The organism is Neobacillus fumarioli NBRC 102428, from assembly GCF_001591485.1.
Lineage (GTDB): Bacteria > Bacillota > Bacilli > Bacillales > Cytobacillaceae > Neobacillus > Neobacillus fumarioli.
In genome coordinates, this window is sequence record NZ_BCUZ01000002.1 from 45404 (window position 1) to 58340 (window position 12937).

Annotated in this window: 14 protein-coding genes and 1 pseudogene; 9 read left to right on the forward strand and 6 right to left on the reverse strand. The window is 44.6% G+C overall.

The window, feature by feature from the left end:
• The first annotated feature begins 372 nt into the window (after positions 1-372).
• The 7 genes from ilvB to leuD all read left to right on the forward strand — a co-directional run bounded on the left by ilvB (position 373) and on the right by leuD (position 8612).
• On the forward strand, positions 373-2106 hold the full coding sequence (ilvB, locus tag BFU02S_RS00730; protein WP_066365236.1) for a biosynthetic-type acetolactate synthase large subunit: 1734 nt from the start codon (positions 373-375) through the stop codon (positions 2104-2106).
• Positions 2103-2624, forward strand: coding sequence for an acetolactate synthase small subunit (gene ilvN, locus BFU02S_RS00735; RefSeq protein WP_066365239.1), 522 nt, complete (start codon positions 2103-2105; stop codon positions 2622-2624). The genes ilvB and ilvN overlap by 4 nt, the downstream gene beginning before the upstream one ends.
• A gap of 28 nt (positions 2625-2652) precedes the next feature.
• Entirely contained in the window at positions 2653-3678 is a 1026-nt protein-coding gene (ilvC, locus tag BFU02S_RS00740; protein ID WP_066365243.1) for a ketol-acid reductoisomerase, read from the forward strand.
• Positions 3665-5209 (forward strand): 2-isopropylmalate synthase, encoded by a 1545-nt coding sequence (locus tag BFU02S_RS00745; RefSeq protein ID WP_066365244.1) that lies wholly within the window; start codon positions 3665-3667, stop codon positions 5207-5209. The genes ilvC and BFU02S_RS00745 overlap by 14 nt, the downstream gene beginning before the upstream one ends.
• A gap of 75 nt (positions 5210-5284) precedes the next feature.
• Positions 5285-6391 carry a 3-isopropylmalate dehydrogenase gene (gene leuB / locus BFU02S_RS00750; protein ID WP_066365245.1) on the forward strand — a complete coding sequence of 369 codons (1107 nt, stop codon included), beginning with the start codon at positions 5285-5287 and terminating at the stop codon, positions 6389-6391.
• Between the two features lie 211 nt (positions 6392-6602).
• Positions 6603-8021 (forward strand): 3-isopropylmalate dehydratase large subunit, encoded by a 1419-nt coding sequence (gene leuC / locus BFU02S_RS00755; RefSeq protein WP_066365246.1) that lies wholly within the window; start codon positions 6603-6605, stop codon positions 8019-8021.
• 3 nt (positions 8022-8024) lie between these two features.
• The gene (gene leuD / locus BFU02S_RS00760) at positions 8025-8612 is read left to right on the forward strand and encodes a 3-isopropylmalate dehydratase small subunit (RefSeq protein WP_066365247.1); all 588 of its coding nucleotides are present in this window, start codon (positions 8025-8027) and stop codon (positions 8610-8612) included.
• A 42-nt stretch (positions 8613-8654) separates the two neighbouring features.
• On the opposite strand, the gene BFU02S_RS00765 is transcribed toward leuD, so the two are convergent.
• From BFU02S_RS00765 to BFU02S_RS00785, 6 genes are all read right to left on the reverse strand, one after another.
• On the reverse strand, positions 8655-8969 hold the full coding sequence (locus BFU02S_RS00765) for a DUF3892 domain-containing protein (protein WP_066365248.1): 315 nt from the start codon (positions 8967-8969) through the stop codon (positions 8655-8657).
• A 124-nt stretch (positions 8970-9093) separates the two neighbouring features.
• Positions 9094-9471, reverse strand: coding sequence for a DUF488 domain-containing protein (locus BFU02S_RS00770; RefSeq protein ID WP_066365251.1), 378 nt, complete (start codon positions 9469-9471; stop codon positions 9094-9096).
• The gene (locus BFU02S_RS16595) at positions 9468-9620 is read right to left on the reverse strand and encodes a hypothetical protein (protein WP_157075830.1); all 153 of its coding nucleotides are present in this window, start codon (positions 9618-9620) and stop codon (positions 9468-9470) included. Before BFU02S_RS16595 ends, BFU02S_RS00770 begins: the two co-directional genes overlap by 4 nt.
• A complete protein-coding gene (locus BFU02S_RS00775) occupies positions 9621-9851 on the reverse strand; it encodes an excisionase family DNA-binding protein (protein WP_066365254.1) in 231 nt (76 codons plus the stop codon).
• A gap of 104 nt (positions 9852-9955) precedes the next feature.
• Complete coding sequence (locus BFU02S_RS00780; protein WP_066365255.1) at positions 9956-10891, reverse strand: dipeptidase; 936 nt, start codon at positions 10889-10891, stop codon at positions 9956-9958.
• 244 nt (positions 10892-11135) lie between these two features.
• Positions 11136-12449, reverse strand: coding sequence for a purine/pyrimidine permease (locus BFU02S_RS00785; protein WP_066365262.1), 1314 nt, complete (start codon positions 12447-12449; stop codon positions 11136-11138).
• Positions 12450-12645: 196 nt separating this feature from the next.
• Here BFU02S_RS00785 and BFU02S_RS16195 point away from each other — a divergent pair, with 196 nt between their 5' ends.
• Together BFU02S_RS16195 and BFU02S_RS17785 are read left to right on the forward strand one after the other, a co-directional pair.
• Entirely contained in the window at positions 12646-12753 is a 108-nt protein-coding gene (locus BFU02S_RS16195; RefSeq protein WP_084360945.1) for a YjcZ family sporulation protein, read from the forward strand.
• A 96-nt stretch (positions 12754-12849) separates the two neighbouring features.
• A pseudogene (locus BFU02S_RS17785) lies at positions 12850-12924 on the forward strand (YjcZ family sporulation protein); the annotation flags it as partial.
• Between the last annotated feature and the right edge of the window lie 13 nt (positions 12925-12937).

Genomic DNA, 12937 nt, shown 5'->3' on the forward strand with positions numbered 1-12937 from the left:
GATGACGGGAATAAAGGATTAGATACTTGTATTTTCAGAGAGCTGGGGTTGCTGTGAGCCCAGTAATACAACCTAATCTGACATCGTCCCCGAGTGTTATTCTGAACGGTAGTTACCAAGTAGGTTTAACCGGGTGCTTACATGCGCACCTGTTACAAAAAGAAGCGTTTAACAATTTATTAAACGCTTCATAAGGCAGTATTCGTGAGGATACTGTGAAAACGGGTGGTACCGAGAAAATGATAGGCCTTTTCTCCCCGATTACTCTGCTTATGCTTAACTGCAGTTTATTCGTGGAGAAAAGGCCTTTTTACTTTGTTTTTAGGAGTCAAATAGGTTAAATAGAAATTTCCACAAGGAGGGAATTACGACGTGAAAGTAGAAGCCAAGCTGGAATTCCAAACCAGTACCGCACCGAAAACAGGTGCAGATCTTCTTATTGATTTGCTAATCAAAGAAGGGGTTGAAACATTATTCGGGTATCCCGGAGGTGCCGTTCTGCCAATTTACGATGCCATTTATCGGGCACAAGGCCGCATCCAGCATGTCCTTTTCCGCCATGAGCAAGGAATGATCCATGCAGCAGAAGGATATGCCCGAATTACAGGGAAACCTGGAGTGGTAATAGCTACTTCAGGGCCGGGAGCAACAAACCTGGTTACCGGAATTACAGATGCGATGATGGATTCTTTACCGCTCGTGGTATTTACCGGTCAGGTGGCAAGTACCGTAATCGGAACAGATGCCTTTCAGGAAGCAGATGTAATGGCCATTACGACTCCGATTACCAAACATAATTACCAGGTGCGGTCGATTGCCGACTTACCGCGAATTGTGAAGGAAGCATTTCATATTGCTTCTACCGGCCGGCCGGGACCGGTCCTTGTCGATATTCCAAAAGATATTTCAGCAGGAATTTTAACGGAAGAACCGGAAGAAGTTCTCATTCACTTGCCTGGCTATCAGCCGACCATCAGACCGAATCCGTTCCAAATTAAAAAGCTGGTTGACTCACTGTCAAAAGCGAAAAAACCTGTCATTCTATCCGGAGCTGGTGTCCTTCATGCGAAGGCATCTGCGGAGTTAACAGCTTTTGCGGAGAAACATCAAATTCCGGTAGTTACTACCCTGCTAGGTCTCGGAACCTTTCCGGCAGACAGCCCTCTATCCTTGGGAATGGGCGGCATGCACGGAACATATGCAGCAAACATGGCATTATACGAAAGTGATTTACTCATCAATTTTGGCGCCCGCTTTGATGACCGGTTGACAGGCAATCTAAAGCATTTTGCCCCGAATGCGAAAGTAGCACATATCGATATCGACCCGGCAGAAATCGGCAAAAATGTTCCAACGCAAATTCCAATCGTCGGGGATGCCAAAGAAGCCTTAATCCAATTGATCGATGAAACAGCCGGTCTTGAGGCTCTGGAACATCAGGAATGGCTGGAACATCTTGAACAATATAAGCAGGATTATCCGCTATGGTATCAACATGATCCTCATGGCATGTGCCCGCAATGGCTGATTGAAGCCATTCATAAAATAACTGGCGGGGATGCCATTGTAGCGACTGATGTCGGCCAGCATCAAATGTGGGCCGCCCAATACTACAACTTCACCAAGCCGCATCGCTGGATTACGTCCGGCGGGCTCGGGACAATGGGCTTCGGGTTTCCGGCAGCCATTGGCGCACAAATGGCAGCCCCGGAAAGCACAGTCGTTGCCATTGTCGGTGACGGCGGTTTCCAAATGACATTGCAAGAGCTGTCCGTTGTGTATGAACGAAATCTTCCAATCAAGATTATCATCGTCAACAATGGCGCGCTCGGAATGGTCCGCCAGTGGCAGGAACTGTTGCATGGCAATCGAATTTCCGAATCGATCCTGCATAGCCAACCAGATTTTGTTAAACTTGCGGAAAGCTACTCGATCCGCGGTTACAAAATTGACAACCAAGAAGACTTGATTGCCAAATTACCTGAAATATTTGCTCTAAATGAGCCGGTACTAGTTGATTGCCGTGTAATCCAGCAGGAAAAAGTTTTTCCAATGATTGCTCCCGGCAAAGGGCTTCATGAAATGATTGGGGTGAAACCACAATGAAACGTATCATCACGTTAACAGTTCAAGATCGCAGCGGCGTGCTCAACCGGGTTACAGGTCTCTTGCAAAGGCGGCAATTTAATATTGAGAGCATTTCTGTTGGCCCCACCGAAACCGAAGGAGTTTCCAAAATGACCCTCGTGGTCGAAGTTGGAGATGGACAGCGGCTGGAGCAAGTAACAAAACAATTAAACAAGCAAATTGATGTATTAAAAGTATCCGACATTACGGATAAAGCAATTGTGGTCCGGGAGCTGGCCTTAATTAAAGTAGCAAGCAGTTCCCAGCTCCGTACCGAAATCCATGGGATTATTGATCCCTTCCGCGCTGACATTATTGACGTTAGCAAAGACAGCTTAGCGGTACAAATCACCGGCCGACCGGAAAAAATTGATGCCTTGATTGAGCTCTTGCGTCCGTTCGGCATTAAAGAAATTGCCCGAACCGGCTTAACCGCCTTTTTACGCGGCTATCAGCCGCAAGTTAATGAATTTGCAGCATATTCACTATCAAAATAAACTAATAATTCTGAAAGGATGATCAATAATGGTAAAAGTACTTTATAACGGAGATATTCAAGAGGAAGTTTTACAAGGGAAAAAGATTGCAGTAATCGGCTACGGCTCACAAGGCCACGCTCATGCGCTGAACTTAAAAGAAAGCGGCTATGATGTTGTTGTCGGATTGCGTGAAGGGAAATCATGGGAGAAAGCAGTTGAAGATGGTGTTGATGTCCGCTCTGTAGCTGAAGCAACAGCAGCAGCCGATGTTGTGATGATTCTTCTTCCAGACGAATGGCAGCCAAAAGTGTACGAAGAAAGCATCAAGCCAAATTTAAAGCCAGGTAACGCTTTAGTATTTGCACATGGTTTTAACATTCATTTCAACCAAATCGTACCTCCTGCCGATGTAGACGTATTCCTTGTCGCTCCGAAAGGACCAGGACACTTGGTACGCCGTACTTATACAGAAGGTGCAGGTGTACCGGCACTATATGCTGTATACCAAGATTATACCGGCCAGGCACGTGATCTCGCTCTTGCTTATGCAAAAGGAATCGGCGCTGCTCGTGCAGGTGTATTGGAAACTTCATTTCAGGAAGAAACCGAAACAGATCTATTCGGCGAGCAAGCAGTACTTTGCGGCGGTGTTTCAGCTCTTATCAAAGCAGGCTTCGAAACACTTGTTGAAGCAGGTTACCAGCCTGAAATTGCCTATTTCGAGTGTTTACACGAAATGAAATTAATTGTTGACCTGATCTATGAGGGAGGTTTGGAAAACATGCGCTATTCCATCTCTGATACAGCGCAATGGGGAGACTTCGTTTCCGGTCCGCGCGTTGTCACGGAAGAAACAAAGCAGCGCATGAAAGACATTTTGAAAGATATCCAAACCGGCGCCTTTGCTAAAGGCTGGATTTTGGAAAACCAGGCGAACCGTCCGCAATTTAACGCGATTAACCGCAGTGAAAATAATCATTTGATTGAAAAAGTCGGCCGTGAACTTCGCGCTTTGATGCCATTTATTAAAAAACCTGTAAAGAAGGAAGTGGTGGTAAATGGTTCACGTTAACATCTTTGATACGACCTTACGCGATGGAGAGCAGTCCCCTGGTGTAAATTTAAACCAACTTGAAAAATTAGAAATTGCCAGGCAGTTGGAACGCTTGGGCGTTGACATCATGGAGGCCGGGTTCCCGGCTTCCTCCCAAGGGGATTTCGAAGCCGTCAGGGCCATTGCCCGAACTATTAAAAACTGCTCCATTACAGGCCTCGCACGGGCAACGAAATCAGATATTGACATTGCGTGGGACGCCTTAAAAGATGCTGCAGAACCAAGATTGCATATATTTATTGCCACCTCCCCTATCCATATGCAATACAAACTAATGAAAAAACCGGAGGAAGTCGTCCAAACAGCGGTTGACATGGTTGCTTATGCAAAACAAAGATTTCCACATGTAGAATGGTCGGCAGAAGATGCCTCCCGCTCTGACTTGGATTTTCTTGTACAAATCATTACAAAAGTGATCGATGCTGGTGCGACCGTCATTAATCTTCCAGATACAGTCGGCTATACAACACCTGAAGAATATGGTCGCATGTTCCGTTATATTAGAGAACATGTTCCGAATATTCACAAAGCAGATCTTTCCTGTCATTGCCACGATGACCTTGGAATGGCGGTTGCTAACTCGCTTGCAGCGATCGAAAACGGGGTAACTCAAGTAGAGGGTACGATTAACGGTATCGGCGAGCGCGCTGGAAATGCTTCATTAGAGGAAATTGCTGTCGCCTTAAATATCCGGAAAGATAAATATCCATTTACAACCAATCTTGTTTTAAAAGAAATCAAACGGACTAGTGACTTGGTCAGCCGCTTTACCGGGATGAAAGTTCCTCCGAATAAAGCGGTTGTAGGAAAAAACGCCTTTGCCCATGAATCCGGGATTCACCAGGACGGTGTGTTAAAAAATGCGCTGACTTATGAAATTATTACACCGGAATTGGTCGGAGTTGCCTCCAATGATCTTATCCTTGGGAAACATTCCGGCCGGCACGCCTTCAAAGAGAAGCTTGAGCAGATGGGCTTTTCCTTAGCCCCGGAAAAGCTGAACGAAGCTTTCCAAGCGTTCAAGCAGTTAACTGACCGAAAAAAAGAAGTAACCGACGAAGATTTATTTACCATTTTAACTGATATTCAAACAGCTTCTGTCGAAGTGAAAAAATATGAACTGGTTGCATTCCAAGTTCAGTATGCATCCGCGAACCTGCCTACGGCAACTGTCGCCCTTACCACTCCTGATGGAGAACGGGTGGAAACAGCCCGCACCGGCAGCGGAAGTGTCGAAGCCTTATTCAACACGCTCGAGGCACTTGTAAAAGAGGAAATTCATCTTACTGATTTTAATTTAAGTTCTGTCGGCAAAGGCCGGGATGCCCTCGCGGAAGTCCATGTCAAAATGACCGTAAACGGCGCCCAAGTCAGCGGCCGCGGCTCTGCTCAAGATGTGCTCAAAGCATCAGCAAAAGCATTTTTGAATGCTGTCAACCGAGTATTTTTCAACCAAAATGCAACTGTAACTGAACCCGCAGCGCTTTAATTTTCACGGCCTTGGTGTCAGGCACCGAGGCCAGATTCAACATACATTTTTTACAATAATAAGGAGGTTGCTCTTATGAAAAAACGTATTGTATTGCTTCCCGGTGATGGCATCGGCAAGGAAGTGATGGAATCCGCTAAAGAGGTGTTAACGGCCATTGCGGAAGAATATAATCATACATTTAGCTTTGAGACCCATGAAATCGGAGGAGCAGCCATTGACCTTTACGGCACTCCCCTTCCCGATCCAACAGTGGAGGCCTGCAAACAGGCGGATGCTGTATTACTAGGTGCTGTTGGCGGACCTAAATGGGATCAAAACCTATCTCATTTAAGGCCGGAACGAGGGCTTCTGGGCATCCGCAAAGCCCTTGACCTGTATGCGAACCTGCGCCCGATCAAAGGATTCAAAAATTTGCTTCATGCTTCTCCTTTAAAAGAAGAAGTCGTTGCTGGGAGCGACCTCCTTATTGTTCGTGAATTAACTGGCGGTATTTATTTTGGAACGCCCAGCGAGCGGCGGGAAAACGGCCAGGTCGTCGTCGATACGCTCAGCTATACACGCTATGAGATTGAAAGAATTGTCGATAAAGCATTTCAAGCAGCCCGCAGCCGGCGCGGCCGCCTTGCATCCGTCGATAAAGCAAATGTGCTTGAATCAAGCAAGGTTTGGAGAGAAGTCGTCGAGGAAAAGAAAGCACAATACCCTGATGTCGAGGTTGAGCATGTGCTAGTTGATGCGGCAGCGATGAAGCTGATTACCAATCCTTCTCACTTTGATGTGATTGTCACAGAGAATATGTTTGGTGACATTTTAAGTGATGAAGCATCTGTATTAACAGGGTCTCTTGGCATGCTCCCTTCTGCAAGCCTGAATGAATCAGGAGTCGGTCTTTATGAACCAGTCCATGGTTCAGCTCCGGACATTGCTGGTAAAGGTATTGCCAATCCAACTGCCATGATTTTATCAGCAGCGCTAATGTTAAGATATTCCTTTGAATTGGAAGAGGAAGCAAAACTCATTGAGAATGCCGTCCAATCCGCTCTTGATTCCGGTTATCATACTGCTGACCTGCAGGTACCAAACGGACGCCTTGTTGGCACGAAAGTTATGACGCGATTAATTGTTGACTATATTAAAACCCAGAATGCTTCAAAATGTATCGCCAGCTGCTACTATTAATAAATGGATTACATGGGTAAATCGTGGCTCTTTCGGTTTACCCGAATTTTTTTCAAATCGCAGATTGCAACTATAAATTAGCAAATAATGAGCCCGGATTCGCAAATAAATCAGATAAATTCGCTAATAAACAGGACGAATTCGCAAATAAAAAGGGCGGATTTCTTTATAAATGGAACATTCGGTTACTTTAATGGAGAGGAAGGAAACTATGCAAACACCAAAAACGATTATTGAAAAGATTTGGGAACAGCATGTAGTTCACCGTGAGGAAGGAAAACCAGATTTACTTTATATTGACCTCCACCTTGTTCATGAGGTTACCTCCCCTCAAGCATTCGATGGTCTGCGTTTGAACGGGCGTAAAGTCCGCCGCCCTGATCTTACGTTTGCCACGATGGATCACAATATACCCACCCGCCAGCGGCAGGTCATCCATGATCCTATTTCGAAAAAACAAATTGATACTCTTGTCCAAAATTGTCGGGAATTCGGCATCACCCTTGCTGACCTTCATCATCCCGATAACGGAATTGTCCATGTCATTGGTCCGGAACTCGGCTTAACCCAGCCCGGCAAAACGATCGTCTGCGGCGACAGCCATACATCCACACATGGTGCATTCGGCGCCCTTGCCTTCGGGATTGGGACAAGTGAAGTGGAGCATGTTCTGGCAACACAAACACTATGGCAGGCAAAACCAAAGACATTGAATGTCAAAGTCAACGGCCGACTTGGGACAGGCGTTACCGCTAAAGACTTGATCTTGGCGATTATTGCAAAATTCGGTGTAAAATTTGGTACGGGATATGTTGTCGAATATACGGGAGAAGCCATTCGGGCAATGTCTATGGAAGAACGAATGACAGTCTGCAACATGTCAATTGAAGGCGGTGCACGAGCAGGTTTGATTTCTCCTGATGAAACGACTTTTAATTATTTACGCGGCCGCCGTTATGTTCCTCAAGGTGCAGCATTTGAAGAAGCGGTTGCGCGCTGGAAAGCACTTGCTACTGACGAGGGAGCAATCTATGATGAAGTCATTGAAATCAACGCAGACGAAGTGGCACCTCAGGTCACTTGGGGAACGAATCCCGGAATGTGTATTCCAGTTACCGCTAATGTACCAAGTCCTGATGATACTGATAAACCAAATGAAAAAGAAGAAATCCAGCGTGCTCTTGAATATATGGGATTAAAAGCCGGCCAACCTATTTCAAGTGTAAAAATTGACCATGTATTCATCGGTTCCTGCACCAACTCACGCTTAAGCGATTTACGCAAAGCTGCCGAAGTGATTCGTGGACGAAAAGTAAGCCCATCCGTCACAGCCATTGTTGTTCCAGGTTCATTCAGTGTGAAACTTGCTGCTGAACAAGAAGGTCTTGATCAAGTATTCAAAGAAGCTGGTTTTGAATGGCGTGAGGCAGGCTGCAGCATGTGTCTAGGAATGAACGATGATATCATTCCATCTGGTGAACGCTGTGCCTCTACTTCCAACCGCAACTTTGAAGGACGACAAGGCAAAGGGGCCCGTACTCATCTTGTCAGCCCGGAAATGGCTGCTGCTGCGGCAATTACCGGCCGATTTGTCGATGTCCGTACATTTACAGCACAGGAGGTAAGATAAACAATGGAACCGTTACGTATTCATCAAGGGCTTGTAGTCCCGCTTAACCGACCTAACATTGATACCGATCAGATTATCCCGAAGCAATTTCTAAAGCGAATTGAACGGAGCGGCTTCGGACAATTTCTTTTTTATAACTGGCGGTTTGATGATCAGGGGAATCCTCGACCGGACTTTCCTCTAAATGCACCACAATATAAAGGGGCTTCCATTTTAGTGGCAGGAGAGAATTTCGGCTGCGGCTCTTCTCGCGAGCATGCTCCGTGGGCCGTTCAAGATTTTGGCTTCAAAGTCATTATTGCCCCAAGTTACGCTGATATTTTTAAAAACAACTGTGTCAAAAATGGTATACTTGCCATTCAAGCTAATGAAGAACAAGTGCAAATCATCATGAAAAAGGCCGAAACCGAAGGGTATACAGTGACCGTCAATCTGGAAGAGCAAGTCGTGTATGACCATGACGGCTTTGAATTTCATTTTGAAATCGCCCCATATCCGAAGGAAATGCTGCTGAACGGCTGGGACGAAATCGGTGTTACTTTAACGTATGAAGAGAAAATTAAACAATATGAACTGTCTTCTATTCGCTAAATAGATTTAAAGGTGTCAGGCACTTTATGCCGACACTTTTTTTTAAAACTCGGGTAATTCATCCAGATTATTCTCTTTAATGCCGTCAGGTTCGCTGCGAATAATGTCCCTCCCATATTTATGGAAGACATCAATGTGGGCAATTTTTCCTGCCTTTGCTTCTTCAAGAGCCGTTATATAATCTAATTCCCTTCCAGTATTCGTCTTAAACGCAATGATATCACCGTCATCATTTTTCTTAACAGCCACAAACTCTTCCTTGCCTTCGGGATTATTCCGCCCTGCTTCCATTTTTGCTTGCTGCTCACTTTGTTCCTTGTATTGCTGATAAATTTCTTCAAAGTCTTTTTGTTCCATCGTTTCACCTCCGAACATTTGTTAGTATTATTCTTTTAATGAAAATTATCCAGCCTGAGAAAAAACAGCCAACTTTTTTTAAATGCCATTAAAGAATCGGTCCACAATTATGGGCCGATTTTTTTCATCCATTATTTTGCTGGCTGATCACACGTTCTAATTCCTCATAAAGCACAACTGCATGATTGTGAACAGGATCTTTAGCACCATACAAAAGCGTAACCATGCCCTTTTCCGCAAGATCCATAATCTGTTTAACTGCCTGAATTTGCGGCTCATTCGTCCGCAGCTCATCGAGATACCTAGAACGAAATTCATCAAACAACTCCGGCTTATGACCAAACCACTTCCGCAACCCAGAACTCGGAGCAGCATCCTTCACCCAAAAATCCAACCTCGCCTCCACCTTCGAAACCCCCCGCGGCCACAACCGATCCACCAGCACCCGGCACCCATCCGCCTCATCAAAAGGCTCATACACCCGCTTCAAAAAAATATTCATCTGGTGTCAGGCACCACAAATGGACAAATGGCCATTTTGTCCATCTCAGGTGGACATTTTGATTTTGAGGTGCAGTTGTTCACCCCACGCGGACAAATGTCCACGAGTGGTGCCTGACACCATTTAATGACAACATTTAATGACGCCATTTAGTCCTCATCCTTAACATCGATGTCTTCGGGGATGGGTTCGTTTAGGGTGTCTTGGATGAGTTGTTTGTATTTTTCGAGTTGGCGGAGGTGGGTGTTGAATTGTTCTTTGTTGATTAGGTATTCGGTGCCGTTGAATAGGGCGCGGATTTTTCGCTGTTGTATGAGTTTTTCTATGGTTGCTGCTGGTAGGGATAAATATTCTGCTGTTTCTTTTATTGAAAGGTACACGATTCTTTCCTCGCTTTCGAAAAATTGAGCTATTTTGTCATTTGTCTAGTTTTTCTTTTATTTCTCAACTTGTGACAAATAATGAGGAATTGTTACTTTTACCTTCATCGCCCAATCCGTGGCCGGCGGTCAAGGAAATTTTGTGATGCAAAGCCTCTGACCTGTTCTTCCGAATAATGTTTTAAAAGTTCATTAATAAGGTTTTGACTTTTCGAGGCATCTTCTAGATTGACAATAAAGCTGGTTATGCCATCGAAGTCCGACCCAAAACCAATTTGTTTCACACCGCCCATTGAACAAAAATGGTCGATATGCTTTATAAGGTCGCTGATCGTGGCTTTTCCAGTCGTTTTAACAAAAGGAGGATTGTAAACAACATGAATCAGACCTCCTTTTTGAAACATAGCTGTTGCCTGTTCATCCGTTAAATTTCGCGGATGGTTACATAGTTTCTTAGCATTGGAGTGGCTCGCAATTGGATAGTCTGCGAGCTCCATGACATCCCAAAAGGCTTTTTCACTTAAGTGTGAAACATCGGTCAAAACCTGATGTTTGTTATTTAATTGAACAATTCTTTTGCCAAACAGTGTCAGTCCCGCTCCCCGCGGCTCGCCGGCACCATCGGCCGCCAAATTGGCATTATTCCATGTTAACCCTACTGAGCGGACACCAAGCCTGTAGAGGGTCTCAAGTTTCGTAATATCATTTCCGATCGCATCTACACCTTCCAGCGTCAGCATTGCTCCTATCTGCCCAATATTGAGTCTGTCAAAATCAGACCATTCCTTAATATGCACTATATCCGGATTTTTCCCCAGCACTTCTTGATAGAAATAATGAATTTGCTCAAGTGCCACTTGAAATTTCTGGTCAGATGGAAGGTCGGGTTCGATAAAAATAGCAAAGCATTGAACTTTTACCTGCCCTTGCTGCAGCCGGGCTTTATTTACCTGGAGTTCCGGAGCGTCGGCAAACCGAAGCTCTCCCTTGGATTCCCACAGCTTCATCAGCACATCGCAATGCAGATCGATGATATTCATTTTGGACTTCCCCTTTTTTGCTTAGTTAGTATTAAGTTTGTACCCGTAATCAATGTATCTTCATAGATTTTATCCGGTGCTTTTTTCTACTTTTCGATCCATGAACGTTCTTTTATAAGCTATGACCTCTTTTTTTCCGCTTCTCGATCCATGAAACACCTTTTCATGGGATAGTTCCATAAGTATTTTCTCTTTTTGGGAGATGAACCGCTGTCACACATTTTTACTGGCCTGCTAACACTATTTATGCAGTTGGATAAACCGAACTCTTATTCTCGCGGAAAATTACATGTTCAAGTAGTAAGCATAAAATCAAGCCATCCAACAATCCGTTGGCGACAATGTTACGTAACCACGGCGCTACACTTTCAAATGCTGCCGGGGGCATGAACATCATGCCAATCCCCACCATTAACGAAAGGCCAATCACTAATAGATTTCGTCCCGATGGTTCCTGCCCCATTAAATCACGGATTCCAAAACCCATCATTTGGGAAAATGGAATAAACAATGAGGCATAGGCGACTTCCAATGGGAGTTTTGAAAAAAACTCTCCCGCATAAGGGAAAAAACCAGCAGCCAAAATCAGAATAGCTCCAATCATCAACGGGCGCTTCGTCTTGATCCCTGTTGTTGAAATAAACCCTGCAGAAACAGATAACGGAACTACCCCGACAACCGAAAAAATGCCTGATACAATTAAGCCGGCGCCATTTCCAAAAATGCCTTTTTGATATTGCTTTGACTGAATTTCTTTTTCAAGTGCAATCCCGACAACTAAAATACTGGCAATCACATTGGAAATGAGTACAATCGAAGTAATCACAGATGTCAGCACAATTCCGATGTCAAAAGTCGGCGGTCCCCAGGCAAAAATTTTTGGGATGGCAAACCACCCTGCCGGGACATACGTTTTTGCATGACCAAGACCGAACCAATAAAACAATCCCCAGCCAACAGCAATCCCGAAAAGAGGTCCCATACTTTTTAAAACCCCCCGGGCTTTCAGTGAAAACATTAAAATGATGAGAATTTCCACCAAACAAATGCAGGCGATTTTTCCGCTTAAATGACCAGTCTCGGTAATCCCGAGCATGCTTTTAAAAAAAGAACCGCTCATTTGGCTGACGAGCAAAATTAAATATACACCGGTGACAATCGGGGTAAAAAGATTACGGACTTTTTCAATAATCGGCAAGAAGCTTAATACGGCAAGAAAAACACCGGCTATGGTCAGCCCCATTTCTAATTGCTCTAACAATGGTCCACGATTTGCCGGAGCGCTCATTTCGCCCAGCAGGATAAAAATTGCCCACCACATTCCTGCTGCTCCTTCCACGACGGGGAGACGGTGTCCAAAGAATACTTGGATTAAAGTGGCGGCCCCGCTGACAAACAGCATGCGCTGCATGAAAGTAGAAATATCAGCCGCTGACATATGAAAGGCTGCCCCCACTACAACAGGCACCGCAATAATATTCGTTAACATAAAGATTGCCCATTGGATCCCCTGAACTCCGACAAGGAAGCCGCTGTCTTTTTTTATTAAATCATTCATATGCGGACTCCTCATTTATTTTTATAATAAATATCATATCACGGATTTAAATATTTCTTAAAACGAAAAAACTTTCCGTCTCAACAGCTGATATCAGCTTTTTTCGGGCTCTTTCTAACAGTTTAGGTTAAAGCCCTACCATATTTGCGTACCGTTACATACTTTATAATACCTAAAAAAATAGGAGGTGCATGAAATGGCTGATGGATACGCAGGAGGGTTCGCTCTCATTGTTGTATTGTTCATCCTCCTAATTATTGTAGGAGCTGGCTTTGTTGCCGGATTTGGCGGTTTTTATTATTAATACATTTAAAAATTGAAAGGAGCAATTACTATGTGGGGTTATGGTGGATTTGGCTATGGCGGTTGCGGATTTGGTTACGGTGGAGGTTTTGGATTCGGTTATGGCGGTTTTGCCTTAATCGTTGTATTGTTTATCCTGTTAATTATTGTTGGAGCAGCTTGCTGGTATTAATCCGTTAGGAAAC

Bases quoted from the DNA above. Each gene is read 5' to 3' on its own strand.
- BFU02S_RS00765 (WP_066365248.1), bottom strand. From the start codon at position 8,969: ATGGAACAAAAAGACTTTGAAGAAATTTATCAGCAATACAAGGAACAA.
- BFU02S_RS16595 (WP_157075830.1), bottom strand. From the start codon at position 9,620: ATGGCGTCATTAAATGTTGTCATTAAATGGTGTCAGGCACCACTCGTG.
- ilvC (WP_066365243.1), top strand. From the start codon at position 2,653: ATGGTAAAAGTACTTTATAACGGAGATATTCAAGAGGAAGTTTTACAA.
- ilvN (WP_066365239.1), top strand. From the start codon at position 2,103: ATGAAACGTATCATCACGTTAACAGTTCAAGATCGCAGCGGCGTGCTC.
- BFU02S_RS00745 (WP_066365244.1), top strand. From the start codon at position 3,665: ATGGTTCACGTTAACATCTTTGATACGACCTTACGCGATGGAGAGCAG.
- leuB (WP_066365245.1), top strand. From the start codon at position 5,285: ATGAAAAAACGTATTGTATTGCTTCCCGGTGATGGCATCGGCAAGGAA.
- BFU02S_RS00785 (WP_066365262.1), bottom strand. From the start codon at position 12,449: ATGAATGATTTAATAAAAAAAGACAGCGGCTTCCTTGTCGGAGTTCAG.
- BFU02S_RS16195 (WP_084360945.1), top strand. From the start codon at position 12,646: ATGGCTGATGGATACGCAGGAGGGTTCGCTCTCATTGTTGTATTGTTC.
- BFU02S_RS00780 (WP_066365255.1), bottom strand. From the start codon at position 10,891: ATGAATATCATCGATCTGCATTGCGATGTGCTGATGAAGCTGTGGGAA.
- leuD (WP_066365247.1), top strand. From the start codon at position 8,025: ATGGAACCGTTACGTATTCATCAAGGGCTTGTAGTCCCGCTTAACCGA.
- BFU02S_RS00770 (WP_066365251.1), bottom strand. From the start codon at position 9,471: ATGAATATTTTTTTGAAGCGGGTGTATGAGCCTTTTGATGAGGCGGAT.
- leuC (WP_066365246.1), top strand. From the start codon at position 6,603: ATGCAAACACCAAAAACGATTATTGAAAAGATTTGGGAACAGCATGTA.